32 protein-coding genes are annotated in these 26725 nt (G+C 69.1%); 14 read left to right on the top strand and 18 right to left on the bottom strand.

Annotated features, from left to right (window positions below):
- Positions 1-5 precede the first annotated feature (5 nt).
- The gene (locus MHN84_RS21090; RefSeq protein WP_241206452.1) at positions 6-401 is read right to left on the bottom strand and encodes a hypothetical protein; all 396 of its coding nucleotides are present in this window, start codon (positions 399-401) and stop codon (positions 6-8) included.
- A gap of 84 nt (positions 402-485) precedes the next feature.
- Entirely contained in the window at positions 486-707 is a 222-nt protein-coding gene (locus tag MHN84_RS21085; RefSeq protein ID WP_241206451.1) for a hypothetical protein, read from the bottom strand.
- A gap of 192 nt (positions 708-899) precedes the next feature.
- On the opposite strand from MHN84_RS21085, the gene MHN84_RS21080 reads away from it, so the two are divergent.
- Positions 900-1784 carry a cyclopropane mycolic acid synthase family methyltransferase gene (locus tag MHN84_RS21080; protein WP_241206450.1) on the top strand — a complete coding sequence of 295 codons (885 nt, stop codon included), beginning with the start codon at positions 900-902 and terminating at the stop codon, positions 1782-1784.
- Here MHN84_RS21080 and speB read toward each other — a convergent pair whose 3' ends face one another.
- Complete coding sequence (gene speB, locus MHN84_RS21075) at positions 1785-2831, bottom strand: agmatinase (protein ID WP_241206449.1); 1047 nt, start codon at positions 2829-2831, stop codon at positions 1785-1787.
- A gap of 16 nt (positions 2832-2847) precedes the next feature.
- Positions 2848-3279 carry a thioesterase family protein gene (locus MHN84_RS21070; protein WP_241206448.1) on the bottom strand — a complete coding sequence of 144 codons (432 nt, stop codon included), beginning with the start codon at positions 3277-3279 and terminating at the stop codon, positions 2848-2850.
- A gap of 35 nt (positions 3280-3314) precedes the next feature.
- Between MHN84_RS21070 and MHN84_RS21065 the strand changes: the two genes are divergently transcribed.
- From MHN84_RS21065 to MHN84_RS21050, 4 genes are all read left to right on the top strand, one after another.
- Entirely contained in the window at positions 3315-4262 is a 948-nt protein-coding gene (locus tag MHN84_RS21065; RefSeq protein WP_241206447.1) for a threonine/serine dehydratase, read from the top strand.
- 18 nt (positions 4263-4280) lie between these two features.
- Entirely contained in the window at positions 4281-4880 is a 600-nt protein-coding gene (locus tag MHN84_RS21060) for a Pr6Pr family membrane protein (protein WP_241206446.1), read from the top strand.
- Between the two features lie 95 nt (positions 4881-4975).
- Entirely contained in the window at positions 4976-5725 is a 750-nt protein-coding gene (locus MHN84_RS21055; RefSeq protein ID WP_374238400.1) for a L,D-transpeptidase family protein, read from the top strand.
- Positions 5726-5800: 75 nt separating this feature from the next.
- The gene (locus tag MHN84_RS21050) at positions 5801-5965 is read left to right on the top strand and encodes a hypothetical protein (RefSeq protein ID WP_241206445.1); all 165 of its coding nucleotides are present in this window, start codon (positions 5801-5803) and stop codon (positions 5963-5965) included.
- Here the strand turns inward: MHN84_RS21050 and MHN84_RS21045 are convergent.
- Together MHN84_RS21045 and MHN84_RS21040 are read right to left on the bottom strand one after the other, a co-directional pair.
- The gene (locus MHN84_RS21045) at positions 5950-6375 is read right to left on the bottom strand and encodes a lipoprotein LpqH (protein ID WP_241206444.1); all 426 of its coding nucleotides are present in this window, start codon (positions 6373-6375) and stop codon (positions 5950-5952) included. The two genes, MHN84_RS21050 and MHN84_RS21045, sit on opposite strands and share 16 nt — an antisense overlap.
- A gap of 81 nt (positions 6376-6456) precedes the next feature.
- On the bottom strand, positions 6457-7221 hold the full coding sequence (locus tag MHN84_RS21040; RefSeq protein ID WP_241206480.1) for a helix-turn-helix transcriptional regulator: 765 nt from the start codon (positions 7219-7221) through the stop codon (positions 6457-6459).
- 100 nt (positions 7222-7321) lie between these two features.
- On the opposite strand from MHN84_RS21040, the gene MHN84_RS21035 reads away from it, so the two are divergent.
- Positions 7322-7609 (top strand): hypothetical protein, encoded by a 288-nt coding sequence (locus MHN84_RS21035; RefSeq protein ID WP_241206443.1) that lies wholly within the window; start codon positions 7322-7324, stop codon positions 7607-7609.
- Positions 7610-7621: 12 nt separating this feature from the next.
- Here MHN84_RS21035 and MHN84_RS21030 read toward each other — a convergent pair whose 3' ends face one another.
- Positions 7622-8878, bottom strand: a complete 1257-nt coding sequence (locus MHN84_RS21030; protein WP_241206442.1) for a cytochrome P450 — start codon at positions 8876-8878, stop codon at positions 7622-7624.
- Positions 8879-9065: 187 nt separating this feature from the next.
- On the opposite strand from MHN84_RS21030, the gene MHN84_RS21025 reads away from it, so the two are divergent.
- The gene (locus tag MHN84_RS21025; protein ID WP_255730726.1) at positions 9066-9542 is read left to right on the top strand and encodes a hypothetical protein; all 477 of its coding nucleotides are present in this window, start codon (positions 9066-9068) and stop codon (positions 9540-9542) included.
- Here the strand turns inward: MHN84_RS21025 and MHN84_RS21020 are convergent.
- The 4 genes from MHN84_RS21020 to MHN84_RS21005 all read right to left on the bottom strand — a co-directional run bounded on the left by MHN84_RS21020 (position 9539) and on the right by MHN84_RS21005 (position 14416).
- Positions 9539-11794 carry a molybdopterin-dependent oxidoreductase gene (locus MHN84_RS21020; RefSeq protein WP_241206440.1) on the bottom strand — a complete coding sequence of 752 codons (2256 nt, stop codon included), beginning with the start codon at positions 11792-11794 and terminating at the stop codon, positions 9539-9541. The two genes, MHN84_RS21025 and MHN84_RS21020, sit on opposite strands and share 4 nt — an antisense overlap.
- Positions 11791-12384: a TetR/AcrR family transcriptional regulator gene (locus MHN84_RS21015; RefSeq protein WP_241206439.1), complete on the bottom strand. Its 594-nt coding sequence runs from the start codon at positions 12382-12384 to the stop codon at positions 11791-11793. The genes MHN84_RS21020 and MHN84_RS21015 overlap by 4 nt, the downstream gene beginning before the upstream one ends.
- Positions 12385-12473: 89 nt before the next feature.
- Positions 12474-13607, bottom strand: a complete 1134-nt coding sequence (locus MHN84_RS21010; RefSeq protein ID WP_241206438.1) for a nitronate monooxygenase — start codon at positions 13605-13607, stop codon at positions 12474-12476.
- Positions 13608-13660: 53 nt separating this feature from the next.
- Entirely contained in the window at positions 13661-14416 is a 756-nt protein-coding gene (locus MHN84_RS21005) for an HAD family phosphatase (protein ID WP_241206437.1), read from the bottom strand.
- 201 nt (positions 14417-14617) lie between these two features.
- Between MHN84_RS21005 and MHN84_RS21000 the strand changes: the two genes are divergently transcribed.
- Together MHN84_RS21000 and MHN84_RS20995 are read left to right on the top strand one after the other, a co-directional pair.
- A complete protein-coding gene (locus MHN84_RS21000) occupies positions 14618-15004 on the top strand; it encodes an STAS domain-containing protein (protein WP_241206436.1) in 387 nt (128 codons plus the stop codon).
- 45 nt (positions 15005-15049) lie between these two features.
- The gene (locus MHN84_RS20995) at positions 15050-15496 is read left to right on the top strand and encodes an ATP-binding protein (protein WP_241206435.1); all 447 of its coding nucleotides are present in this window, start codon (positions 15050-15052) and stop codon (positions 15494-15496) included.
- 4 nt (positions 15497-15500) lie between these two features.
- On the opposite strand, the gene MHN84_RS20990 is transcribed toward MHN84_RS20995, so the two are convergent.
- Positions 15501-16568 carry a diacylglycerol kinase gene (locus tag MHN84_RS20990; RefSeq protein ID WP_241206434.1) on the bottom strand — a complete coding sequence of 356 codons (1068 nt, stop codon included), beginning with the start codon at positions 16566-16568 and terminating at the stop codon, positions 15501-15503.
- An 80-nt stretch (positions 16569-16648) separates the two neighbouring features.
- Between MHN84_RS20990 and MHN84_RS20985 the strand changes: the two genes are divergently transcribed.
- The 4 genes from MHN84_RS20985 to MHN84_RS20970 are packed head-to-tail and all read left to right on the top strand — an operon-like array spanning position 16649 to position 21735.
- Positions 16649-17395: a glucose 1-dehydrogenase gene (locus MHN84_RS20985; protein ID WP_241206433.1), complete on the top strand. Its 747-nt coding sequence runs from the start codon at positions 16649-16651 to the stop codon at positions 17393-17395.
- A gap of 30 nt (positions 17396-17425) precedes the next feature.
- Positions 17426-20209: a glycoside hydrolase gene (locus MHN84_RS20980; protein ID WP_308192972.1), complete on the top strand. Its 2784-nt coding sequence runs from the start codon at positions 17426-17428 to the stop codon at positions 20207-20209.
- 22 nt (positions 20210-20231) lie between these two features.
- Positions 20232-21500 carry a competence/damage-inducible protein A gene (locus MHN84_RS20975; RefSeq protein WP_241206432.1) on the top strand — a complete coding sequence of 423 codons (1269 nt, stop codon included), beginning with the start codon at positions 20232-20234 and terminating at the stop codon, positions 21498-21500.
- Positions 21501-21510: 10 nt separating this feature from the next.
- The gene (locus tag MHN84_RS20970) at positions 21511-21735 is read left to right on the top strand and encodes a hypothetical protein (RefSeq protein ID WP_241206431.1); all 225 of its coding nucleotides are present in this window, start codon (positions 21511-21513) and stop codon (positions 21733-21735) included.
- Here MHN84_RS20970 and MHN84_RS20965 read toward each other — a convergent pair whose 3' ends face one another.
- The 4 genes from MHN84_RS20965 to MHN84_RS20950 are packed head-to-tail and all read right to left on the bottom strand — an operon-like array spanning position 21736 to position 24759.
- On the bottom strand, positions 21736-22671 hold the full coding sequence (locus MHN84_RS20965; RefSeq protein ID WP_241206430.1) for an alpha/beta fold hydrolase: 936 nt from the start codon (positions 22669-22671) through the stop codon (positions 21736-21738).
- Between the two features lie 31 nt (positions 22672-22702).
- Positions 22703-24169, bottom strand: a complete 1467-nt coding sequence (locus MHN84_RS20960; protein WP_241206429.1) for an amidase — start codon at positions 24167-24169, stop codon at positions 22703-22705.
- 45 nt (positions 24170-24214) lie between these two features.
- Positions 24215-24553, bottom strand: a complete 339-nt coding sequence (locus tag MHN84_RS20955; protein WP_241206428.1) for a hypothetical protein — start codon at positions 24551-24553, stop codon at positions 24215-24217.
- Complete coding sequence (locus MHN84_RS20950) at positions 24550-24759, bottom strand: hypothetical protein (protein WP_241206427.1); 210 nt, start codon at positions 24757-24759, stop codon at positions 24550-24552. Before MHN84_RS20950 ends, MHN84_RS20955 begins: the two co-directional genes overlap by 4 nt.
- A 116-nt stretch (positions 24760-24875) precedes the next feature.
- On the opposite strand from MHN84_RS20950, the gene MHN84_RS20945 reads away from it, so the two are divergent.
- Entirely contained in the window at positions 24876-25373 is a 498-nt protein-coding gene (locus MHN84_RS20945; RefSeq protein WP_241206426.1) for a hypothetical protein, read from the top strand.
- A gap of 7 nt (positions 25374-25380) precedes the next feature.
- Here MHN84_RS20945 and yaaA read toward each other — a convergent pair whose 3' ends face one another.
- Complete coding sequence (yaaA, locus tag MHN84_RS20940; protein WP_241206425.1) at positions 25381-26127, bottom strand: peroxide stress protein YaaA; 747 nt, start codon at positions 26125-26127, stop codon at positions 25381-25383.
- A 24-nt stretch (positions 26128-26151) separates the two neighbouring features.
- Complete coding sequence (locus tag MHN84_RS20935) at positions 26152-26688, bottom strand: C40 family peptidase (RefSeq protein WP_241206424.1); 537 nt, start codon at positions 26686-26688, stop codon at positions 26152-26154.
- Positions 26689-26725 lie beyond the last annotated feature (37 nt).

Here is a 26725-nt window from a genome sequence, read left to right as displayed (position 1 = left end):
TAGCGTCAGGGCCGCGCCTGGTGACCCTTTCGGCCGTGTGTGCGACGGTCCTCTTTCATCCGCGCCTCGTGCAGGTGGCGTTGCCCGTCGACCAGGTCGTCACGCACCCGCTTCTCGTGGTCACGCAGGACGTCCCAGTAGGTGTCCTCGAACTCTTCGATGATCTGGAAGGTCCACCGGCCCTCGAGCACGTTGCGGCCGACGACCTCTGTCTCCAGGCGCTCGGCGACATCGTCGTGGCCGGCCTCACGGAGCGCCTCGCACGCCTCACCGAGCAGCAGATCGGCACGACCCATCAGCTGGTGGAACGAATACAGGTGGCCCCGTGCGCGTTCGACCCACTCCAGCGCTTCGGTCACCTTGCCGACGGCATCGACCGTGGCATCGCTTGCGTCAGTCACGCCAGCGAGGTACCCGGCTTGCCTGCGGTGCAATCGCGGCGGGTGTGTCGAGTGTCTGACGGCCCAACTCGACCGGTGGTCGGCTCAGCGTTCGTCGTCGTCGATCGGGACGTCGATCGTCTGCTCGATCAGATCGGCCTCGCTGGCCTGCCAGTCCCGCTCGCCGGCCACCCGATCGGCGTCCCGCCACGCCCCGTCGGCGGCCTCGTCATCGGCAGCATCCTCGGTGGGGTCGACCGGTGCCCGCTGCTCGGCCACGTCGGCTTCGGGAGCGTCGTCGAACGGGTCGTCCTGGGGTGTCGTCACGAGGGGTGCCTCCGAGGATGGATGGGCGGTTCGGCGGTCTCCCCACGATAGTCGGCCGCGCACCCGCTCGGCGATTCACGGTCGCCCACCATGCTCGGGTACTGTGCGTAGCAACTTTCGCCCTGGGCGAGACAGGCCCTCGAAGACGGTGGGGCCGTCCTCGCAAGCACTCGAGATTCAAAGGTCAGTGATTTGCCAGACACCACCAACGGAACCCAGGACCTGACTCCGCATTTCGAGGACGTCCAGTCGCACTACGACCTCTCCGACGACTTCTACCGGTTGTTCCTGGATCCCACGCAGACCTACAGCTGCGCCTACTTCGAGCGCGACGACATGACGCTCGAGGAAGCCCAGCTCGCCAAGATCGATCTGTCGCTGGGCAAGCTCGGTCTCGAGCCCGGTATGACGCTGCTCGACGTGGGCTGCGGCTGGGGCGCGACGATCAAGCGTGCCGTCGAGCGCTACGACGTCAACGTCATCGGCCTGACGCTGAGCCGCAATCAGCAGGCCCACGTGCAGAAGGTGCTCGACGGCCTCGACAGCCCGCGCAGCAAGCGCGTGCTGCTGCAGGGGTGGGAGCAGTTCCACGAGCCGGTGGACCGGATCGTGTCGATCGGCGCGTTCGAGCACTTCGGCCGCGACCGCTACGACGAGTTCTTCAGTCGCGCCTATGACGTGCTGCCCGCCGACGGCGTGATGATGCTGCACACCATCGTCAAGCCCGACGACGAGGAGTTCGCGGCGCGGAACCTGCCGGTCACGATGACCAAGATCAGGTTCTTCAAATTCATCATGGACGAGATCTTCCCGGGCGGCGATCTGCCGCAGCCGGTCAAGGTCAAGAGCCACGCCACCAAGGCCGGTTTCGGCGTCGGGCTGGTCCAGCCCCTGCGGCTGCATTACGCCCGCACGCTGGATCTGTGGGCCGCCGCGCTGGAGGCCAACAAGGATCAGGCCATCGCGATCCAGTCCGAAGAGGTCTACGAGCGCTACATGAAGTACCTGACCGGCTGCGCCGACCTGTTCCGGGACGGCTACACCGACATCTGCCAGTTCACCCTCACCAAGAGCTGATCACGGCCTGAGGTAGGACCGGGCCGGCTGCCCCGGTTCGCCGCCGGCTGCGTCGCGCCGGCGGGCCGCCATACCGGCCAGCGCCTCGAACACCACCCGGTGCGCGGCGTTGACCGTCAGCTCGGCGTGGTCATAGGCCGGTGCCACCTCGACGACGTCGACGCCGGCCACGTCGTGCTCGTAGCAGAGCTGCCGGACCATCCGCAGCAGGTCGGCGCTGGTGATGCCGCCCGGCTCCGGGGTTCCGGTGCCGGGCGCGTGCGCCGGGTCGAGCACGTCGATGTCCACCGACACGTACAGCTTGTCGGCCTTGGCCAGCGCTTCGCCGACGGCGTCGGTCATCACCGCCTTGAAGCCGCGCTCCCAGATCTCATGCATCGTGTGCCAGGTCATCTTCTGCTCTTGCATCCATTCGAACGTGTCCTGCGGAGGCCAGTAGCCGCGCAGTCCGACCTGCACGAAGTGGGAGCCGGGCACCGCGCCGGATTCGATGAGCCGGCGCATCGGTGTGCCGTGGCTGGCGAGGTTGCCCTCGATCTCGTCGGCGGTGTCGGCGTGCGCGTCGAAGTGCACGATGCCGACGTTGCCGTAGCCGTGCACGTCGGCCACCGCGGTGGCGGCCGGCCAGGTGATCGAATGGTCACCGCCGAGGATGACCGGAACGATGCCGCGGCTGGCGATCGCTGCCACGCGGTCCTTGATGTTGGCGTGCGACACCTCGGTCTGCCCGTGCGGGCAATAGGCGTCACCGAAGTCGACGACCTCGAGCCAGTCGAAGATCTCCAGACCCAGATCCATGTGGTAGGTGCCCGGCTCGTAGGCCGTGGCCCGGATCGCGCGGGGGCCGAAGCGGGCCCCGGGCCGATTCGTGGTCGCGATGTCGAACGGGGCGCCGACGATCGCCACGTCAGGTTTCCAGGAATCCAGCTGGGCGGTCTCGGTCAGGAACGGCCGGTGTCCGAAGGACGCCACACCCGCGTAGGCGAGCTCCAACTGCTCGACCATGCCGGGCGGGAGATCGCGCTGGTGTCCATGCTCATGACCCATGGGCAGACCGTACCGGTCAGCGTGCGCCGTGGCCGGTCAACGCGTGACGAAGCGCATCCGGGACGGGCCGCTTGGCCCAGTCGTCGGTCGAGACGACGACGTAGGTGTTGGCCCCGCGGACCGCGACCTGTTCGGTGTCCTCACCGTCGTGGGCGGCCCGCCGGCACACGGTGAACGCGATGGTGAAGCTCGTCGTGCCCACCCGGCTGCAGGCTGCGGTCACCCGCACCACGTCGCGCCAGCGGACGGGCGCGGCGAAGTCGATCTCGCTGTGCACGACCTGGACGTCGTGGCCACCGGCGATCAGGTCGGCGTAGCCGGCTCCGCAGTGTTCGAGGAAGCCGGTACACGCCTCGTCGAACCAGGTGAGGTAGTGGCCGTTGAACACCACCCCCTGCTGGTCGATCTCTGCGTAGCGGGGAACCACGGGCAGCGAGTATCCGGTCATCACCGACGACTGTAGGGGTGAGGCAGACTCCAACCATGCAGCTCGTGACGATCGACGACATCCACGCGGCCGCGCAGCGCATCCGCGGACATGTCACCCGGACTCCGCTGGTGCCCGCGCCCTGGGGTGACCCGGAGCGGCCGCTGTGGGTCAAACCGGAGAGCCTGCAGGCGATCGGCGCGTTCAAGGTGCGGGGGGCGTTCAGCGCACTGACCGCGGCGAAGGAGCGCGGGGACGCGGTGGCCGACGTCGTGGCCTACAGCAGCGGCAACCACGCCCAGGCCGTCGCCTACGCGGCGGCCACCTTCGGTCTGCGGGCACACATCGTGATGCCCGAGGAGACGCCAGACGTCAAGGTCGCGGCCACTCGGGCCCACGGCGCGCGGGTGGTGCTGTGCGGGGCGGGCCAACGGGAGACCGTCGCCGCGCAGGTGCTCGCCGACACCGGCGGGACGATGATCCCGCCGTTCGACCACCGCGACGTGATCGCCGGTCAGGGCACGATCGGCCTGGAGATCGCCGAGGACCTCGCCGAGGTCGCCACGGTGCTGGTCCCGGTCAGCGGCGGCGGCCTCGCCTCGGGCATCGGGGTGGCGATCAAGACCCTGTGCCCGCAGGCCGTGGTTCTCGGGGTGGAGCCCGAGCTGGCCGCCGACACCACCGAGGGTTTGCGGACCGGCGAGCGGGTGGACTGGCCGATCGAGCAGCGCAACCGCACCGTCGCCGACGGCCTGCGCTCCCAGCCGTCCGCGTTGACGTTCACGCACCTGCGGCAGGTCCTCGACGGGATGCTCACCGTGACGGAGGACGACATACTGTCGGCGGTCAGGGAATTCGCGCAGCGTGGTCACCTGGTCGCCGAACCCAGCGGGGCCGTCGCGTTGGCCGCCTACCGGCGGCACGCCACACCGCCGGGCCCCACCGTGGTGATCCTCTCGGGCGGCAACATCGAACCGCGGTTGCTGGCGCAGACGCTCGCCTGACGTCTCTACCCTGGGGATGTGACCCTGCGGATCGGCCTGCGTGTCGGGATCGTCGTCGCCGTCGCCGCGGCGTTGCTCGTCGTCGGCGTCACCTCCGAACGTGGCCTGATGTGGCGCATGGTCACGTTCACCTATCAGGTCAACGTCGCAGCGGCCGCCTATTACCTGTTGACCCTGGTGCGGCCGCGCTCCGACGGGCGCGTCGGGCTGCGCGGCGCGGTGGTTCTCTATCTGGTGATGGCCGGGGTGGTGTGGAACCTGTTCCTCGTCGACCGCAGCATGGGCTACACGGTCGCCAACGTGCTGCTGCACTGCGTGGTGCCCCTGCTCGCGCTGTGCGACTGGGTTCTCGTCGGCCGCGCCTCGGCGCCCGCCCCTCTGGCGTGGTGGCATCCCATCGCGTGGCTGGCGTTCCCGGCGGCCTATCTGGTGGTGGCGCTGCTGGTGCTCAACGATCTGGGCCGGCGGGCCCCCTACTTCTTCCTGGACGTCGACAGTGTCGGCGCGGGCGCGGTCGCCGCCAATGTCGCGGGGTTGGCCGCCGGCGTGCTCGCAGCGGGTTATGCGTTGCTGGCCGTCGCCGGCGGGCTGAAACGTTCGCCCGCACCAGCGCGATAGTCCATGAACAGGGTTCACCCCCGCCGATTACCTAGGATGGCACCGTGACGAGCGCCTCACGTGAACACAACCGACTCCGCTTCTCGATCAGCCGCATGGCGGCCGTGATGGGGGCGGTGGCCGTGATGTCCGGCCTGTCGGTCGGCCCGTCAGCGATCGGAGCCATCGGTACCCCGGTGCCGACGCTTCCGTCGACGATCAGCGAGATCTCACCGTCTCCCGGGGAGACCGTCGGCGTGGCCCACCCGGTCACCGTCACGTTCACCGCGCCGGTGCCGAACCGCGGTGCCGTCGAGAGTTCCTTTGCGGTGCGGGCGGCAGGCGCCGGACCCGAAGAGGGCACGTTCTCCTGGCTCGACGACCGGACCATGCAGTGGACACCCGCGCTCTACTTCCCGGCGCACGCACCCATCGATGTGTCGGTCGGCGGGTTCGCCACCAGCTTCCAGACCGGATCGTCGGTCGTCGGCGTCGCCGACCTGGACGCTCACACGTTCACCGTCAGCATCGACGGCGTCGTCGCCCGGGAGATGCCCGCATCGATGGGCAAGCCGAAGCACCCCACCCCGATCGGGAGTTTCACCGCACTGGAGAAGCAGAAGTCCGTCGTCATGGACTCGCGGACCATCGGCATCCCGCTGTCCGATCCGGAGGGCTACAAGCTCACCGTCGCCGACGCCGTGCGTGTCACCTGGGGCGGTGTCTATGTGCACTCCGCACCCTGGTCGGTGGGATCGCAGGGCTACGCCAACGTCAGCCACGGCTGCATCAACCTCAGCCCGGACAACGCGGCGTGGTATTTCGACACCGTCAGCGTGGGCGATCCGATCATCGTCCAGGCCTGACCGCGGTCAGCACACCGTCATATTTGCTGTGCGCATGCGGGGTAACCGTCTGTCACTGAAGACGGAGGTGCGATCATGCACGACCACGCAGACGAGACCGCCAGCCTTGCCGACGTGTCCCAGATCGGGGATTCGCCGCTGCTGCGGGCGATGAGCGGCGAACACATCAGCATTGAGGCGCACGACGACCTCGTCGAGATCGCCTGCTATGAGGAGCGACTGGATCAGCAGTTCGCCTGAATCCGGAATTTCGCCTGCGCGGAGTCGCTCGGCGTCGCGGTGAAGTTGCCGTCGGCGGTGCCGGTGATCGTGTAGTTGCCCTGCCGACCGGTGACCTCGGCGTCGCCCATGTTGCCTTTCCAGAAGTTGCCCGAAAAGCCGGCCACATCCCGGAATTCGACGGATTCGGCAGTCGGCGGCCCGTCCATCGCCAGCACGGCGGTGAATCCCTTGTCTTTGCCCGGAGTCTGGATGTACCAGGTGAAACCCGTCTGGCGGCACGTCACCGGGAATGCGCCGCCGGCATCGTCGCCGTCGATCGAGACGGTCGCCGTGGTGCCGCCGAGAGCAGGCTCCGGCGACGAACACGCCGTCCCTGCGAGCACAACGCCGCCGACGGCCATCGCTGCGACCAGATGTCTAGTCTCCATGGCGCTCGACTCTATGCGGTCGCGACCGTGTGCCCGGGGACTTCGGCGCGCAATGTGGGTAGGCGCGTCATTGCAGGCGCGTCATTGCAGAAAGAGGGCCGTCTCAGCATCGGCAGGCAGGAACGTCTCGATGCTGAGTTCGGCGGCGGTGAGGTCGAGTGCGGTTCCGAACGTCGTCACCATCGACAGCAATCGCAGTTCGACGCCGTCGGGCGTGATCAGGTCGAGCGGGACCGCCACCGCCCCCGGATCGTCGAACCGGTCGTCTCCACCCGGGTATCCGGCGATCTCGTCGAGCAGGGCGTTCAGCTCGCCGGTGTCATCGGCCGCCGCCGCCTCCCGTCGCAATCTCCCGATTAGATGGGCGCGCCACTGACCGAGGTTGCGGATACGTGGCGCCAACCCGTCGGGGTGCAGTGCGACGCGCAGGGCATTGGGGCGCTCCAGAAGGTGCGGCGCCACCCCGGCGAGCAGCACGTCGGAGCCTGCGTTGGCGGTGACCAGATCCCACACCCGGTTCACCACGACGCAGGGGTAGGGATCGAAGGCCTCGAGCACCCGCGCCAATCCCGCCTGCACGGCCGCCATGTCGGGAGCGTCCAGCGGCCGCTCGGGGTAGGCCGGGGCGTGGCCCGCGGCCAGCAGCATGCGGTTCTGTTCGCGCCGCGGCACGTCGAGAGCGTCGGCGAGCCGCAGCACCATCGCGCGGCTGGGCGTGGCACGGCCGGTTTCGACGAAGCTGACGTGCCGCGCCGAGACGTCGGCCTCCAGCGCGAGATCGAGTTGGCTGAGTCGGCGCCGCTCGCGCCAGCGCCGCACCATCGCACCCACCGTCGTCGGTGGCATGTCCCGCACCGCCACGGCACCAGTCTGGGGTCCAGGAGTAGCGGTCACCACTACCTTCGAGGTAATTGCGGCGCTTACCTCGCGGGGGGATCGTGAGGGCATGTCCGACAGGCCCGACATCCCGCGGTGGTTACGCACGGTTCTGGTCTGCGACCGAGCAGGCTCGGCGTGGTACGTCGGCACCGGCTTCTTCTTCGCGCCCGTGCTCGCCGTGGTGTCTCCCTGGCCCGAGTTGACGGTGGCGCTGTGGGTGCTGATCGGGCTGGCCGGGTTGTGGCTCGGCCTGCTGGGCCTCGCGATGGCGACCGGGTTGGCGATGGTGCTCCGCACCGGCGGCGAGCTCGGCGAGGACTACTGGCGCTCGATCATCGACTACCCCGCGGGGTGAGTGCCGGGCGCCTCAGTGGGCGACGGGGCAGCCGGTGCCGGTGTAGTCGACCTGCCAGTGCTTGATCCCGTTCAGCCAGCCCGAGCGCAGACGTTGCGGGGTACCGATCGACTGCAGGTCGGGCATGTGGTCGGCGATGGCATTGAACATCAACTCGATGGTCATCCGGGCCAGGTTCGCGCCGATGCAGTAGTGCGCCCCGGTACCGCCGAACCCCACGTGCGGATTCGGATCGCGCAGGATGTTGAACGAGTAGGGATCGTCGAACACCTCTTCGTCGAAGTTCGCCGACCGATAGGACATCACGACGCGCTGCCCCTTCTTGATCGGGACACCGGACAGTTCGTAGTCGCACAGCGCGGTGCGCTGGAACGAGGTCACCGGGGTCGCCCAGCGCACGATCTCGTCCACTGCCGTCGTCGGGCGCCGGGCCTTGAACAACTCCCACTGATCGGGGTGTTCGGTGAACGCGATCATGCCGTGGGTGATCGAGTTGCGGGTGGTCTCGTTGCCCGCGACGGCGAGCAGCACCATGAAGAACCCGAACTCGTCGTCGGAGAGCTTGTGTCCCTCGACGTCGGCCTCGATGAGCTTGGTGACGATGTCCTCACCGGGCTGCTCGGCACGTTGGGCCGCCAGCTGCATCGCGTACATGATCAATTCCGTTGCCGCGTTGCGGTTGTCGTGATGCGCGAACTCCGGGTCGTCGTCGCTGACCATCTGGTTGGACCAATCGAAGAGCTTCTTGCGATCTTCGATCGGCACGCCCAGCAGCCCGGCTATGGCCTGCAGCGGCAGTTCGCACGACACCTGCTCGACGAAGTCACCGGCTCCTGCGGCCGCCGCGGCCTTGGCGATGTTCTGCGCACGCGCGTCGAGATCGGCGCGAAGCCGCTCGACCGCGCGCGGGGTGAAACCGCGGGAGACGATCTTGCGCAGATGGGTGTGGTGCGGCGCATCCATGTTCAGCAGCACGAACTTGCCGGTCTCGATCTGCTCGCCGGTCGAGCCTTCGGGGTAGCGCGGCAACGCTGTCTTCTCCAGGCTGGAGAACACGTCGCTGCGTTTCGAGATCTCCTTGACATCACGGTGTTTGGTGACCACCCAGAAGCCGCCGTCCCCGAAGGGGCCGGCTCCTCCGGCCGTCTGCTCGTTCCACCAGATCGGCGCACTGCGGCGCAGCGCCGCCAGTTCTTCGACCGGGAGGCGTTCGCAGTTGAGGTCCGGATCGGTGAAGTCGAAACCAGGCGGGAAGACCGGAGTCGGCATGCTGGGGGCTCCTTGCCGTCATGGGGCTCTTATCCGATACCTACACCACCTAAGGGGTCGTTGCGTCGACTTCGCGGAGATCGTCGGGGCGGGCTGTAACGAATGTGGCGCCGGGGGAGAAGCACAGGGTGACAATGATCTCCAGGCGGCCCGCTGCGTGGCCGCCCACCCGAAGGGGGCACCGGTGATGATCGGATGGCACGTCAAGACCGCCTCTGCCGTGGGCGCCGCGGCGGTCGCGGGGCTGCTGGTGTGCGCGCCGCTCGCATCCGCCGATCCCGCTCCCGCGGTTCCCCAGCCCGCCCCGCTGCCCGCGCCCGTCGCGCCGCCGCTGGATCCGGCCGCGATCCCCGGTGCCCCGGTCCAGGCTCTGGCCGGTGGGGCGGCCGACGTGGCGGCTGCGCCACCGGCCGGCGTGCCGCACCTGTCCAGCCCCGAGAACCTGCCGCCCGGCACCACCGAGACGCCGGCCCCACAGACCCGCCTGAGCTACCTGCGTGACCTCTGGCATTCCATGCAGACCCAGGAGGTGTCCGGGTCCGACGCGCTGCTGCTGCTGACGCAGCGCCCGATGACGGCGACGCCCGGCATGCAGCCGACCCCGCCGGTACCCGCCGCTCCGGCGCCGGCACCGGAGCCGGCACCCGCGCCACTGGCCCCCTAGGGCGCGGCGGCCATGTCCGCCAACGCCTCGATGCGGGCCGGCACGTGTTTGTGCCACGGCGTGCCCGCATAGGCGTCCTGCCATCCGCTCGATGTGAGCGCATTCGGCGCGACGCCGGGAACGATCGTGCGTCCGTCGGCGTCGACGAAGTCCACCCCGAACCCGTTGGGCAGTGAGGCGTGCCCGGGCAACATTGCGTCGCTGATCTCGACGACGGCGTCGGCGGTGCCCGCTGCGGTGCTGATGCGGGCCCGGCCCCCGTCGGCCAGCCCCAGCGCTGCCGCGTCCGCGGGGCTGACCCGCAGTGCCCCCTGCGCGTCCCGGATGCGCCAACTGGGGTCGCGCAGGATGTCGTTGGCGGTGAAGGCGCGGCGCTCGCCGGCCGACAGCACGATCGGGAACTCCGGCGAGGTGAGCGCCGCGGGCTCTTCGGCCAGCTTCTGTACCTCGGCGAGCATCTCCGGTATCGCGATCGCGATCCGACGGTCGGGATGGGTGATCAACGCGAAGTCGTCCTCGTATTCGTGCACGGTGAAGGTGATGCCCGACCGTCCGTCGAGGATCGCCTCGAATAGCGCGTTGCCGTCGGCGTGACCGGCGCGCCGCACCGCCTCCGGATAGGTCATCGCGGTCTTCTGCGCCAGCCCCCACAGCGCGGCGGCACCGGCCAGACCCTCGGGCAGCGTGGCACCGAGCGTCTCGTAGAGCACGAACGGGAGCACTTTCGCCAGGCCGGGATTCGCGCCGACGGCCGTCAGGAACGCCGCCGCGAATGCGTCGAGACCTTGCTCGGCGGCGGCGCGCAGCGGAACGAGCTCGGCCTCGTCGACGACACCGAGGGCCCGGGTGAGTCGGGCCCAGATCTCCGGTTCGGGGAGTGTGCCCTCCAACGGCTCCATCAGCCGGTGACGGAGATGGAAGGTGTTGCGGGGGAACTCGAGATTGAAGAAGGTGGCCTCGGCCTTCTCGAACTGGCTCGCGGCGGGCAGCACGTAGTGCGCCAACCGGGCCGTTTCCGTCATCGCCACGTCGATGACCACGAGCAGTTCCAGGCTGTCGAACGCCGCACGCACGGCGCTGGAGTCGGCGATCGAGTGCGCCGGGTTGCTGCTCTCGACGATCAGCCCGCGGAAGCGATCGGGGTGGTCGGTGAGGATCTCGTCGGCCACCACGTTGCTGGGCATCAACCCGCCGATGATCGGGGCACCCGTCACCGGCGTGCGGCCGACACCGCCGGGCCGGAACAGCGGGGCGAACGACGAATGCAGGTGCTGTGAGCCCGGTTTGGCGAAGTTGCCGGTCAGGATCCACAGCAGCTTGTTGAGGTACGAGCACAGGGTGCTGTTGACCGACTGCTGCACGCCGAGGTCCTCGAACACGGCCACGCTGGCCGCGCGGGCGATGCGCCGCGCCGCGTCCCGCAGCAGCTGTTCGGCCACTCCGCACCGCTCCGCGTAGTCGGCGACGGGTACCTGCGCGAGCACCGCGCGCACCTCGTCGGCGCCGCCCACGTGCTCGGCGAGAAAGGTGTCGTCGCAAAGGTCCTCCTGCACCAACACCGCAGCGAGCGCTGCCAGACACCAGGCGTCGGTGCCCGGCCGCACCCGCAGGTGGAAATCCGCCATCTTCGCGGTGTCGGTGACCACGGGGTCGATCACGATCATCGACCGCGCGGGGTCCTTGGCGATCTCGTTGAGCACCACGCGGGCACGCGGGAAGCTCTGCGACATCCACGGGTTCTTGCCGACGAACACCGACACCTCGGCGTGCTCGAACTCGCCCCGGGTGTGGCCGCCGTAGAAATGGGCGTCGACCCAGTGCTCGCCCGTCTTCTCCTGAGCCAGTGCGTTGGACCGGTGATACGAGCCCAGCGCCTTGAGGAAGGCGCCGCTGTAGGCGCCCCCGAGGTGGTTGCCCTGCCCACCGCCCCCGTAGTAGAGGATCTTGTCGCCGCCGTGGGTGTCGGCGATCGCCGCGAAACCCGCGGCGATCTCCGATATCGCTGTGTCCCAGTCGATCTCCTCATAGGAGCCGTCGGGGCGGCGACGCATCGGGGAGGTCAGCCGGTTGCGCTGGTTCTGGTAGTGATCCAGTCGCAACGCCTTGTTGCAGGTGTAGCCCTGCGACGCCGGGTGGTTCTTGTCGCCGCGGATGCGGGCGAGCTTGCGGTCCTCGACCTGGACGACGATGCCGCAGTTGCATTCACACAGGATGCAGGCGGTCGGCTGCCAGTCAGGGGTCGTGTCGGTCATCGGGTGGCTCGCTTTCTCGTGCCGGCGGGCAGTGCCGCGTGGATCATCTGCGCGAGTTGGGTGTGCACCCGGCGCAGCGGTTCGTCGTCGCGCTGCGCCCGCGCGATGACGATCGCCCCCTCGAATGCCGACAGCGTGAACACGGCCAGATCCTCGGCGCGCTCTCCTGCCATGCCGTCGGCACGCAATCGGGTGGCCAGCGCCGTCCGCCACCGCGCGAACGCCGCCGCGGCGCGATCGAGCACCGGCCGCTCACCCGCACCGGGGTCGCCGGCTTCGACGGCCACCGCGACCACCGGGCAGCCTGCCCGGAAGTCGCTCTCGCGCAGCTGTTGTGTCTGCCTGGCGAACAACTCGTCGAGCGCCTCGAGGCTCGACGCCGCCGCATCGAGACGACGGATCATGTGGTCGGCGGCGTAGTCGACGGCCTCGCAGAGCAGTTGGGTGCGACCGCCGGGGAAGTAGTGGTAGGCCGAGCCGCGGGGTGCGCCGCTGTGTTCGAGCACGTCGGCGATCGCGGTGGACTGGGCGCCGCGCTCCCGGATCAGCAGTGCAGCCGAGACGACCATGCGCTCACGGGGACCAGTCATGTATGCAAACCTACATAACGCCATGCGCAAAAAGAAGCGTTTTCGGCGTGGTTGTCGTCGCTGGTCGACGACAACCACGCCGAAAACGCCTAGACGGAGGCGGCCTCGTTGAGGTCGGCGAGGCGGCCGGTCGCCTCCAGGTACTCCTGCACCCACCGCTCGATCACCGTCGCGGTCTTCTCGACCTTGGTGAACTGGCCGACGACCTGGCCGACGGGGTTGAACGCGACGTCGACGGACTCATTGGGGTACTTGTGCGTCGCGGCGACCGCCATACCCGACACCATGTATTGCAGCGGCATACCGAGCGGCTTCGGGTTCTCCGGGTTCTCCCAGGCCTCGGTCCACTCGTTCTTGAGCATGCGTGCGGGCTTGCCGGTGAAGGAGCGGCTGCGGACGGTGTCCCGACTGGTCGCCTTGGCGTAGGCGGCGTGCTGGACCGGTGTGTGCTCGGATTCTTCGACCATCACCCACTGCGATCCGGTCCATGCGCCCTGGGCACCGAGTGCCAGCGCGGCGGCGATCTGCTGACCGCTGCCGATTCCGCCCGCCGCGAGCACCGGCACCGGTGCGACCTCTTTGACGACCTGGGGCCACAGCACGATCGAACCGATGTCGCCGCAGTGGCCACCGGCCTCGCCGCCCTGGGCGATGATGATGTCGACGCCGGCATCGGCATGCTTGCGGGCCTGGTAGGGCGAACCGCACAGCGCTGCGACGACGCGGCCCTCCTGATGGATGTGGGCGATCATGTCGGCCGGCGGGGTGCCGAGCGCGTTGGCGATCATCGTCACCTTCGGGTGCCGCAGTGCCACCTCGACCTGTGGGGTGGCAGTCGCCTCGGTCCAGCCGAGCAGCTGCAGCGCGTCGTCGTCGCTGTGCTCGACGGGCACGCCGTGGTCGGCCAGGATCTTCTTGGCGAAGTCGATGTGCTCTTGGGGCACCAGGTCGTTGAGGGTCTTCTTCAACACCTCGGGATCCATGTCGGTGGCGTCGGAGCCCTCGTACTTGTTGGGAATCACGATGTCCACGCCGTAGGGGTGGTCGCCGATGTTCTCGTCGATCCAGTTCAGCTCGATCTCGAGCTGCTCGGGGGTGAAGCCGACGGCGCCGAGCACGCCGAATCCGCCGGCCTTGCTCACGGCGACGACGACGTCACGGCAGTGGGTGAAGGCGAAGATCGGGAATTCGATGCCGAGTTGGTCGCACAGGGGAGTATGCATAGTCCGCTCCTGGTGGGCTCATGGGCCGAACGCGTCGGAAATTAGAACGTGTTCTACTTTAGTACACCGCGGAGGCCGTCGTGGTTTCCCCCGCCTTCTGTCGTGACGCGCAGCACCGGCCAGCCCTCGACCGCCGCACGCGCGGCCAGCTCCCGGCGCGGGTTGACCGGGCGCGGCTGACCGACCAGGGACATCAAGGCGATGTCCTCGTTGCCGTCGGCATAGAACCAGCTGTCGGCCAACCCGATGTCACGGTTCTCACAGAACTGCCCGACTGCGTCGGCCTTGCGCCGCCCCCAGATCACCGGCCGCCGGATCCGGCCGGTGAGGCGGCCGTCGGCATCGACCTCGAAGTGGTTGCACACCACGTGCTCGATCTCGAGGAACCTCGCCACCGGCTCGGCGTGGATGGTCAGCGCCGACGAACACATCACCACGGTGTGGCCGCGGTCCTGGTGGGCGAGTACCACCTCGTGCATCGTCGGGAAGAGCCGCGACCGGACGCGCTCGCGAAACAGCCGCTCGCCGATGTCGTCGAGTTCGGCCAGCGACTCACCGTGCAGGTATCCGGCGGCGCGTTCGAGCAGCTTGGCGAAGTCGACCCGACCGAAGCGGTACCGCATGGCCGCCTCGATGACGCCGGTGACCTCGCCGAGCCGGGCCTGCCGACGACGGATGCGATCGCCGGCGTGTGCGGTGGCCGTGAAACCGTCGACGAGCGTCCCGTCCAGATCGAAGAAGGCGCCGATGTGGGGACCCTGCGGGCTCGCGCCGATCGCCGCCGAGAGATCAGTGGGCAGGGCGGTCACGATCTCCTCGCATGTGGCCGGTGTCGGCGTTGACTTGCCATGCTACGGACCACACCGACACTCCTGGTTTAATCTGTGCCGGTCGCCGCAAACGGCCACGGTAGTTTGGTAGCCGGGTTCAGGAAGCAGCCTGTGCGCCGGAGGTGGACGGGAGTCTGCTCTGGCAGTGGGCGGACAGCGGCCTGACATGGAAGGTGAACCTTGGACGAGCAAGCAGCCGACGGCACAACCGCCTCATCAGCGGCCTCGAACTGTGACGTTGTCGAACGCTGGGTCGATGGCGTGGCCATCGTGTCGGTGTCCGGCGTCGTCGACATGCTGACCTCACCGCAGCTGGAGTCAGCGATCGACGCCGCGCTGACGCAGAAGCCGTCCGCGGTCGTGATCGATTTCACCAACGTCGAGTTCCTGGCCTCGGCCGGGATGGGTGTGCTGGTCGCAGCGCACGACAAAGCGGGCGCTGACGTGCGATTCAGCGTGGTCGCCGACGGTCCGGCGACGAGCCGGCCCCTCAAGCTGGTCGGTATCGCCGAGATCGTGAGCCTCTATCCGAGCCTGGACGAGGCGCTCGCGGCGCGTGACGCGTAGGAAAGCCGCGTAGAAACGTGCGTCTTCGGGTAGCCACCGACTGCCATGATCGATTCCATGCCGCCGACTGAGGTGGCCAACGCAGAACGTTTCGAGCGATTCGGCCTCGATGCCGACGCCGCAACGGTTGCCACGGCGCGCCGGGAGTTCGCCGCCTGGCTCAATCGCCACTTCGCGCTCGACGAGGAGCGCCGCAGCGACCTGGTGCTCGCGATCAACGAGGCGCTGGCCAATTCGGCGGAATTCGCCTATCGACTCGCCGAGCAGCCCGGGACCATCGACATCTGCGCCATCTACGACGCCCAGCGCCAGACGCTGACGGTCGACATCACCGACCGCGGCAGTTGGCGCACGCCGCAGACCGACCCGGTGCCACGCACCCGCGGGCGCGGAATCCCGCTGATGGAGACCCTGTCGGACCGGGCGATCATCGAGCCGTCGGCCGAAGGCACCCACGTGCGCCTCGAATGGCACGGCGTCACGCGCCTGTAGACCTTCACCCCCGGTGGGTGCCGGCGACCAGCGGAAGGTCGAGCGTCGTGCGGATGCCCGCCTCCGCGGCCACCACATCCGGGATCGCGTTCACGATGCGGCCGGCGGCGGCGAGGATCGCCGCGTAGTTGTGGTCCCCGTTTCGGCTGGTCGGGCAGATGTCCATCACGTAGGACGGCTCGCCGGTGATCTCCACCCGGTAGGACCCGCCGTCCTGAGCCGGCTGCGCCCAGTCGGGGCGCAGATCGCTGCGCAGCCGGGTGATGTGTTCGACCACGATCACCGGCTCCGAACCGACGAGGCCCTCGATCTGGAAACGCACCGCCGCGACCGTGCCCTTCTTGATGGTGCCGACGGCGACGTCGAAATCCTCGGGTGCGGGTTCCTGCTCGACACTGTCTCGGATGTCGTCGATCTCCACGCCGAGACCCGCGGCCAGCTGGCGGATCGCCACGCCCCACGCCGCGCTCAGCACGCCCGGCTGATACAGGAACGGCAGGTCGCCGATCTCGTTCCCGAACCCCATCACGTCGAACATGACGGTCGCGCCGTCATAGGTGGCGTAGTCCGCGATCTCCATCGTGCGGATCTGGCTGACTCGCGCACAGGTGCCGGCCAGAGCCAGCGGCAGCAGATCGGTGACGAAGCCGGGGTCGACGCCGGTGACGAAGACGGAGGCATTGCCTTGGCGGGCAACCGATTCCACCCGTTCGATGGCCCGCTCGCCGATGACACCCCACGGGTAGGCGAGAAATCCCGGCGACGAGCCGACGACGTTGATGCCGGCCTCGAGCACGGCGCGGACGTCGGCCAGCGCCTCCTTGGGCCGGATGTCGCCCATCGCGCAGTAGACGACGCAGTCGGGCGCGTCGGCGATGATCGCCGAGAGATCGCCGACCGCACGGACTCCCGTGGTGCCGTCGAGGTGGGCCAATTCGGCGGCGTCCTTGCCGAGCTTGTCGGCCGAGGACACCCACACCCCGGTCAACTCGAACCGTGGGTCCTCGATCAGCTGGCGCAGCGTCAGACTGCCGCAGTTGCCGGTGCCGATCTGCGCCACTCGAATCGTCATGGCGGCCAGTATGCGTGGTCCGCCGCCGTATTGGAACAGGTTCTAATTGCGCCGCAGGCTGTGCGGTAGCCTGTCGCCCCATGGGACGCGTGGACGGAAAAGTGGCACTGATCAGTGGCGGTGCGCAGGGAATGGGCGCCGAGGACGCCCGGGCGCTGATCGCCGAGGGGGGCAAGGTCGTGATCGGCGACATCCTCGACGAGAAGGGCCAGGCACTGGCCGAGGAGATCAACGCCCAGACCCCGGACTCCATTCGCTACGTGCACCTCGACGTCACCCAGGCCGACCAGTGGGACGCCGCGGTGGCCACTGCCCTCGACGCCTTCGGCACGCTGAACGTTCTGGTCAACAACGCCGGTACCGTCGCCCTCGGCAAGATCGGCGAGTTCGACATGGCCAAGTGGCAGAAGGTCATCGACGTCAATCTGACCGGGACGTTCCTCGGCATGCAGGCCTGCGTCGAGGCGATGAAAGCAGCCGGAGGCGGGTCCATCATCAACATCTCCTCGATCGAGGGGCTGCGCGGCGCGGTGATGGTGCACCCGTACGTGGCCTCGAAGTGGGCCGTGCGCGGGCTGACGAAGTCGGCGGCACTGGAACTCGGTCCCCACAACATCCGCGTGAACTCCGTGCACCCCGGCTTCATCCGCACCCCGATGACGAAGTTCTTCCCTGACGACATGCTGCGGATTCCGTTGGGCCGCCCTGGTCAGCCCGACGAGGTCGCCACTTTCGTGGTGTTCTTGGCCAGTGACGAATCGCGGTACTCGACCGGGGCCGAGTTCGTCATGGACGGCGGTCTGGTCAACGACGTCCCGCACAAGTAGCGCCGCCGGCGCCGCCGGCGCCGGCCGTTGATGGACCGCGCCTCGCCGCAGGGACGTCACCGCGGACTGCGCACGACGCTGATCGTCGTGATGCTGGCAGCGCTGGTCGCGGTGCTCGGTGTCGCCGATGTCCCCGACTTCGCCACGCCCGCCCCCGATCCTGGCCGCGTCGAGCTGGCGCAGGGCTGGGCGCTGGTGTCGGCGCGCGTCGTCGGTGACGACGGCGCCGCGCTGTCCTCCCCGGACTATCGCCAGGCGGGGTGGCACCCGATCGCACACATGCCTGCCACCGTGCTGCAGACGCTGCAGGCCGACGGCGACTATCCCGACCTCTTTGTCGGCACCCGCCTGCGTGACGAGGTGCCGTGGGACCTGTACCGGCAGGACTGGTGGTATCGCACCACATTCCACGCGCCGGGCGGGCATGCGACGTACCTGTTGGATTTCCCTGGCATCAACTACCGGGCGGAGATCTGGCTGAACGGGCACCGCATCGCCGGCTCGGATCAGGTCGTCGGTATGTACGCCGAGCACCAGATCGACGTCACGCCGTGGATCCGTCGCGATGGCGCGAATGTCCTGGCGGTCAGGGTGACTCCCGAGCAGGCGCTGCAGGACGTCGACGGCGTCGAACTCGCCGACAGCTGGTACGACTGGATCAACTGGCGCTATCTGGGGTATCGCGAACAGCCGGATGCCGCGCCGGTCGACAACTCGTTCGTTCCTGATCGCAACGCCGGCATCTGGAAACCGGTGACACTGCAGATGTCGCAGGACGTCTCATTGGGCGAGAGCGCGGTGCGTACCGATCTGCCGCTGCCACGCACGGATTCGGCGACCGTGACGGTGTACACGACGGTCCGAAACCATTCGTCCGACACTCTGCGCGGCGTCATGCGGGTGGCCATCAGCAGGGCAGGCAAACCCGACGTTGCTCTCGACCAGCGAGTGACGTTGGCGCCGGGGGAGAGTCGGGAGGTGAGCTTCGCCGCCGACCGATATCCGGAGTTGACGCTCGATCATCCCGATCTGTGGTGGCCGTACACGATGGGGGACCCCGCGCTCTACGAACTGCGCACCGAATTCCGGCGCTTCGGACGGGTTTCCGACGTCCACACCCAGCGGTTCGGCATCCGCACCGTCACCCAGCACCGCGACGACGACACCAGCCACCCGGAGCTCGGCACCGGGGGGAACTTCTACCTCACCGTCAACGGACGCGATTTCCCGGTGCGTGGCGCCGCCTACACTCCCGATCTGCTGTTCGCGGACAACCCGCAGCGTGACACCGCGGTGTTGGGGTACGTCCGCGACCTCGGGCTGAACATGCTGCGTCTGGAGGGCAAGTTCCCCGGCGAGCGGCTGGTGCAGATGGCCGACGAACTCGGCATCCCGCTGATGATGGGCTGGATGTGCTGCAACCAGTGGGAGAAGTGGTCGCAGTGGGACGCCGAGGACAACCGGGTCGCACGCGACAGCCTGACCACGCAGATCACCATGTTGCGTTCGCACCCTTCGGCATTCGTCTGGGCCAACGGCAGTGACGGCACCCCGCCGCCGGATCTGCTGGCCGACTACCGCCGGATACTCGAGGATGCGCACTGGCCGAACGCCGTGGTCGACACGCTGTCCAGCTTCGCTCGCGATGCCGACGGCAGGGTGCTCTGGGACGGCATCCACATGGCCGGTCCGTACAGCTGGCGTCCGCCCAGCTATTGGTTCGCCGGCCGATACGGTGCTGCGCGCGGCGCGAACGCCGAGCAGGGCGACAACGAACACATCCCCCCGATGGCGAGTCTGCGCCGCTTCATCCCGCCCGACAAGCTGTGGCCGATCAACGACACCTGGTCCTTCCATGCCGGCGCGAACAGCAGCAACTCGGCCCTGACGACCATCCGCCGCGCGGTCGATCGGCGCTACGGACCGTCCGCGAGTGCCGAGATGTTCACCACCAAAGCTCAACTGGCGCACTACGAGTCGACGCGGGCCCAGTTCGAGGCGTTCGCCGCCGGTGGCTGGGACGCGCACAAGATGACCATCTACTGGATGCTGAACAACCACTGGCCGTCGTTCTTCGGCCACCTCTTCGACTACTACCTGCGCCCGGGCGGCGCCTACTTCGGCGCCAAGACGGGGTTGCGCCCGCTGTCCGCGGTGTTCGACGCCTACGCCACCGGCGACCACAGCAGGGCGGCCCTGACCGTGGTCAACCAGACCGCGGCCGACCGACGGGACCTGCGGGTTCGGGTGCGGGTCTACGACCTGTCGGGTCGCGTCCGCGAGGATCGCACGAGCCCCCCGGTCGACGTCGTTTCCGGGGGCGCCGAGACGGCGCTGTGGTTGCCGCGCGTCGCCCGGGACTCTCCGGTGTTCTTCGTTCGAGTCGAATTGCGCGACGCCACAGGTCATCTCGTCACCGACAGCACCTACTGGCAGTCTCAGCGCCGCGACGACGTCGGCGACCCGGCCAACGACCAGGCCTTCGAGCTGCAACCCGCCCGCTGGGCCGACATGACCGCGCTGAACACGATGCCGCGCGGCAGACTCGAGGTCACCGCCCGGCGGGCGGCTGACGGCGTCGTGATCCGGCTGCACAATCCGGGCCGGGCAGTCGCGTTCTTCGCCCGCGCGGAGCTCACCACCGGACCCGCCGCCGACGAGATACTGCCGATCACCTACACCGACAACTACGTGACCGTCTACGGCGGGGAGACCGTCGAGGTCCGCGCCGACCCGTTGTCGGACACGCTGCGCGCGGGCTGGGTGCGCGTCACCGGCTACAACACCTCACCGGTCGTCGTTCCGGTCCGCTGATCCATGCGTACTGTTTCATGGTGTGAGCGCACGGGCGGGCATCGTCATCACCGGAACCGAGGTACTCACCGGGCGGGTGGCCGATCGGAACGGTCCGTACCTCGCTGATCGCCTCCTCGAACTCGGGGTGGAACTCGCCCACATCACGCTGTGCGGCGACCGTCCCGATGACATCGAGGCGCAGCTGAGGTTCCTCGCCGACCAGGGCGTCGACCTGATCATCACCAGCGGCGGCCTGGGCCCGACCGCCGACGACATGACCGTCGAGGTGGTCGCCCGCTTCTGCGACCGCGAGCTGGTGCTCGACGCCGAGCTGGAGGCGACGATCCGCGGCATCGTCGACAACCTCATGGCCCGCTACCCCGGGGTGGACGCCGAGGCCGTGCACGCCGCCAATCGCAAGCAGGCGCTGGTACCCGCCGGAGCGACGATCCTCACCCCGGTGGGCACCGCGCCCGGTGTCGTGGTCCCCGGGAAGCCCACAGTCGTCGTGCTACCCGGCCCGCCGCGCGAGCTGCAACCGATGTGGCAGGCCGCGGCCGCCACCGACGCCGTCACCGAAGCGCTGGCCGGCCGCACGGACTTCCGGCAGGAGACCGTGCGGATGTTCGGGCTGCCCGAGTCCGGTCTGGCCGAGACGCTGCGGGAGGCGCAGCGCGAGGTCGACGGATTCGACCGGCTGGAGATCACCACCTGCCTGCGCCGGGGCGAGTTGGAGATCGTGACGCGATTCGAGCCGCAGGATTCACCCGTCTACGACGCGCTACTCGCCATACTGTCTGACCGGCACGCCCACGAGATCTTCTCCACCGACGGCGCGCTGATCGACGACCAGGTGGCGGAGCTGCTGAGCGGGCGCAGGATCGCGACCGCCGAGAGCTGCACCGGCGGTCTGCTCGCCGCGCGGCTCACCGAACGCCCCGGATCGTCGGCCTACGTGTGCGGCGGTGCGGTCGCCTACGCCAACAATGCCAAGGCCGAGGTGCTCGGCGTCGACCCCGGCCTGATCGAGGCGCACGGCGCGGTGTCCGAGCCGGTCGCCGACGCGATGGCCCGCGGCGCGCTGGCCCGCTTCGGCGCCGACACCGCGGTCGCGATCACCGGCGTCGCCGGCCCCGGCGGCGGCACCGAGGAGAAACCGGTCGGCACCGTGTGCTTCTCCGTCGCGCTGGCCGACGGCACCGTCGTCACGCGCACGACGACGATGCCGGGCGGACGAGCCGACGTACGGGAGCGTTCGACCACCATCGCGATGCATCTGCTGCGCAGGGCGCTGAGCGCGTCCCGCTAGGGTGAGCACCATGGTTGACACCGACGAGCGGCAGGCGTTCTCGGCGCTCGCCGAGCAGACCGGCTGGGCGCAGCGCACCTCCGAGCGCAACGACTACTTCGCCAAGGGCGAGGTCCGGGTGCACGTGGTGTGGCTCGACGAGGGCGCCATCAACGGCGGCACGCTCTATCACGACGACATCCTGACGTCCTACAGCCGCGAGCTGCCGACGGTGCAGAGCTGGCTCAAGCGCTGATCAGCGCCTCTTGTCGGTACCGGCGGCGTCCCACAGGTCGGTCATCGAGGTGAGGATCGCCTCGGCCTGCCCGAGCCCACCGAGATGGCTCTCGCCCGAGAGCGTGTAGAGCTCGGCGTCGGGCAGTCGCGACACCACGTGCTGACCGTGCGCGAACGGCACGATGTGGTCGGCGTCGCCGTGCCACCACCGCACGGGCACTGTCACGTCGGCGAGGCGGAAACCCCAGTCGCGTGCGAACACGACGACATCGGCGAACGGTGCCGCGAGTTGCTTGCGGCTGCCGTTGAGCAGGTCGTCGAGGAACATCGCTTTGAACTCCGGGCGGGCCAGCAGGCGGCGATCACCCTCGGGTGACAACGCGCCGTAGAGCCCGATGATCGGCTCGGCGACGGGCTTGACCAGCCGGATCAGCGGGGTGGCCACCATGCTCAACGTTCCGCCCACATGTTCCAGGATCGGCGCCACCGGCACGCCGACGGTGCCCATCACCCCACCGCCGATCGCGTCCGGCCCCTTCGTGGGTGCGACACCCCCGAGAACGCCGGCCGCGAGCACCCGGTCGGGCATGGCCGCGGCAACACCCAGCGTGTATGGTCCGCCGCCGGACAACCCGATCACCATCATCTTCCCGATGCCGAGCGCCTCGGCCAGCGTGCGGAGGTCGTCGGCGAAGTCGATCACCCGTCCATAGGCGTACGGCGTGGAGGAGCCGATGCCCGGCCGGTCGATGCCGATCAGCCGGATGCCGTTGCGCTCCGCGTAGAGCCGCGCCTCCAGCGGAATCTGACGGCGCGCTCCCGGGGTGCCGTGCAGCCAGAAGATGGGTTTGCCGGCCGGGTCGCCGAACTCGGCGAAACCGAGACGACGGCCTGCGCGGTCCGGGCCGACGGCGACGTTGCCTTCGAGCTTGGGACGGGTGATGTCGGTGGACATGCGCGACAGTGTCGCACGCCGGCCGATGACGTCAGCCGGCCCCGACCCAGCCCGGGGCCCGGCGATCTGCCCACCCGACCGCCGCTTCCAGCTGCGCGGCCAGCGCGAGCAGAACCTCTTCGCCGGGCGCCATCAGCTGCACGCCGATGGGCAGGCCGGTGGCGGTCACGCCGAGCGGCAGCGAGATCGCGGCCCACCCGGTCACGTTGGCCAGCGCCGTCCAGCCGGTGGTCGCGAACTCGACGTCGAAGAACGCGCGGGTGGTCCCGCGCGGCTGGTCGAGCAGTCCGTAGGGCGGCGGGGGAGTCAGCAGGGTGGGCACCAGCAGCACGTCGTGGTCGAGCATCTGCGTGGCGAAACGCCGTGTCTGGGCATGGATCGCGGCGATGGCCCCGGCGTAGGCGACGCCGGTGGTGTGCAGACCTTCCTGGATCATCACCCAGGAGCTCGGCTCGAACTCGTCCTCGCGCGGCTCCCGGCCCAGGTGCTCGCGCGCCGTCGCGAAGAGTTCGACGTTGCTGACGGTGTGCAGGACGGCGATCGCGTCGGCGACGGCCTCGGCGTCGATCGACGGCGCGCCCGGCTCGACGCGGTGACCCAGTTCGGCGAGCACAGCCGCGGTCTGTTCAACGGCAGAGACGACGGCGGGATCGGTCGCAGAGCCGGGGAACGGCGATGACGTTGCCATCATGATGCGTTGCGGCGCAGGCGAATCGGCGATGACGTCGAGGAATGGTTCGGATGGCGGCGGGGCCGAGTAGGGATCCCCGACGCCTGTCCCGGTGACGGCGTCGAGAAGCGCTGCGCTGTCGCGCACGGTGCGCGTGAGGGCATGCTCGTTGACCAGGCCCTCCAGGCCGTGCCCGGCTCCCGGGGCGAACGAGGTCCGCGCGCGACGCGGCTTGAGGCCGACCAGGCCGCAGCACGCCGCGGGGACGCGGATCGACCCGGTGCCGTCGCCGCCGGACGCGGCGGGCACGATCCCCGCGGCGACGGCCGCGGCCGAGCCCCCGCTGGAGCCACCGGGAGTGATGTCGGACGCCCACGGGTTGACGGTCGCGCCGAACAGCGACGGCTCGGTGGTGCAGTGGTTGCCCCACTCGGGGGTGTTGGTCTTGCCGAAGATCACCAGGCCGGCGTCCAGGTAGCGCTGCACGATCCACGCGGTGTCGGCCGCGACATGGGTACGCAGCGCGCGGCAACCCATCGCCTCCGGGGCGCCGGCCAGCGATGCGCCGAGGTCCTTGAGAAGAAAGGGGACACCGGCCAGCGGACCCGCTTGCCCGCTGCGCACCACACCGGACGCGTCGAGCGCGGCCGCGGCGGCGCGGCCGTGGTCGAAGAGGTCGGTGATCACCGCGTTCAATGTGCGTCCCGCGTCGAGGCGGACGATCGCTGCCTCGAGCAGGTCGACGGCGCTCACTTCGCCCGCCGCGACCAGGGCTGCCTGGCCGACGGCGTCGATGCCGGCGAGTTCGAACGCTGTCCGAGAGTCCATGCCGGAATCCTCGCGGCCGGTGGCGCGGCTCGGCAACCCGAGCGGCTAACCGACCGCGGCGCCGTAGCGCAGTACGCCGAGGAAAAGGCTCGTCGCGCACAGGCAGAACGTCGCGAGCGCGTAGGGCCATGCGCTGGCGCGCCGGATCAGCGCGACCACCGTCGCCGCCAGGCCGATGACGCCGATGAGCGCTGCGGCGGCCAGCGCGGTGAACACGGCGGTGACCGCACCGTCCACACTGCACGTCGACGGCGGGCAGTGGTCGAGGAACGCGAGCGAGAACAGACCGAGGAAGGCAGCGACAGCTCCCATCAGGACCGTCGCCACCAGCAAGGCGATCGAGATCACGACATCGGCGCGGGAGCGTGGTGCCGGATTCGTCACGGCGTGCGATCCCTGCGCAGGATGGTGTCGGTCACCTCGAGCGCCACGAGGATGTCCACGACGGTGATGGTCAACCCCCACCAGTACATCCAGCGGATCGTCTGATCGGGCTGCGCGGCGAAGTACACGAACAGGAAGATCGGGCCGACGATCCCGAACACGAACATCATCAGCTGCACCCGCACGTACACCCACAGACCGGCCATCGGCCGACAGTGTCGCGTTCGACACACCTGCACGTCAACGCCGGGTCCCGCGCACTCGGCAGACACTGAGGCCAACTAACCTTGACGGCACTGTCGATTCCCTGCGAGGTGACGTGATGTACCGAGCGACACGAGCCATGGCCGCGACCGCGGCACTGCTGATCGCTGCGCCCCTGTTCGCCGGTGTGGCGACCGCCGAGGAGACGGTGGTCAGCATGCCGTTCTCCGAGAAGCTGCGCCGCTGCGACTTCACCCAGGTCAAGTACGTCGGCGGCAGCGGGTACGGCCGACCCTCGGCCCAGCTGCGCGTCCAGGGCAACGAGGTGATCGCCGATGTCGAGTTCTTCACCGGCCTGCCCAACACGCCCTATGACCTCCGGCTGATCCAGCTGCCCCGCTCATCGGCGGCCGACTGCGGTCCGGGAGCACCCGGCGTGTCCGCGACGACGCTGTTCACCGACGGTGTCGGAACGGGCCGCGCCACTGTGCGGGGTCCGCTGATGCCCGGTGCCACGGGTGCGTGGATGAGCCTGACCCGCCCCGGCACGTTCAGCCAGAAGCCCGACGAGTTCTACACGACCGATCTGGTCGCGAACCTGTCATCGGCTGCCTGACACCGCATCACCCGGTCACCACGACGGTGAGGTGGTCGCCGCGTCGCTCGACGCGCATCCCGGCCCGCCGGGCGAGCCCCGCCACGGCGGCCGCGTCGGCGGGGTCGGATCTGCTCGTCGACAATGCGCGGGCAAGCCGTCCCTTGTGCGCCTTGTTGAAGTGGCTGACGACGGTGCGCCGCCCGTCCTCGGCTTCGGCCATCACGTCGACGGTGACGGCGCCGGGCACCTTGGCGAGATTGGCATAGGACCCGGAGCGCAGGTCGACGACCAGATCGCGGGCGGCGAGTTCCGCCAGTGCCGGTTCCAGTACGGGCCGCCAGGTGGACGCCAGGGTGGGCCGGCCCGGCAGTTTCGAGCCCGCCGAGAGCCGGTATGCCGGAATGAGGTCGTCGGCTCGCACGACGCCGAACAGCGCCGAGCCCACCATCAGGCGCGCCATGGCGCGATCTGCCGACGCTCCGCGCAGCGAGGTGACGTCGAGGGCGTCGTAGAGCACGCCGGTATAGCGGTGCAGGGCGGGCATCGTGGGCGCCGTCCACAGAGCCGCGTTGCGTTCGATCTCCTTGTCCTGGCTCGCTGACAGGCCCAGGGCCGCGCGGCTCGTCGCCGGATCCGCGGCGAGGGCGACGAGCTGGTCGACCAGTTCGGTGCGTACCTGGCTCAGTGCCGGGCACACCAGCGAGTCCAGGGTCAGGGCAGGCCCGTCACCTCCGCCGCGTTTGGTCTCCGACGGCGGCAGCAGCACGATCACGGCAGTGACGGTAGCGCCACCGGGTCACCCCGCCGGCGGCGGCGGGGGCGGCGGCAGCGGCAGGGCCGGGTCCGCCGGAGGCGGCGGGGGCGGCAGCGGTGCTTCCTGCCCCATCAGCACCACAGGGGCCGGCGGCGGGGGCATGGGCGGCGCCAGCTGCGGATCGACGGGCGGGGGGACGTCTGCGGGTGCAGGCGCCGGCAGGTACATGTGACGGGTGAACTGACTCTGGTAGGCGCCTCCGCCGCCGACCTTGACGCCGCCACCCTCGCCGGAGGAGACCGGCGTGCCGTCGGGGAGGGTCACCGCGGTGTGGCCGCGGTTCCACCCGACGACGAGAGCGCCGGGTTGCGTCCCGTACTGGAACCCGCGCGCCTTCAGCGCGCCTTCGATGTTGCCGGTGTTGAACCGGTCCCCGAAGACGGGTCGGCCTGTCGCGGCGTTGGTCACCCAGGACACCAGGCCGGAACAATCGGTTCCGGCCGGCGAGTCTCCGCCCGTGATGTACGGAGTTCCCGACACCTGGTTGACGAGCGTCAAGAGTGTGGCGAGTTCATACATGCGGCCGGACGCTAGCAGAGGGTCTCTAATACGGCCA

The sequence above is a fragment of the Mycobacterium sp. PSTR-4-N genome, from assembly GCF_022348085.1.
In the GTDB taxonomy this organism is placed as follows: Bacteria; Actinomycetota; Actinomycetes; order Mycobacteriales; family Mycobacteriaceae; genus Mycobacterium.
This window is presented reverse-complemented; position numbering and strand designations above follow the sequence as displayed.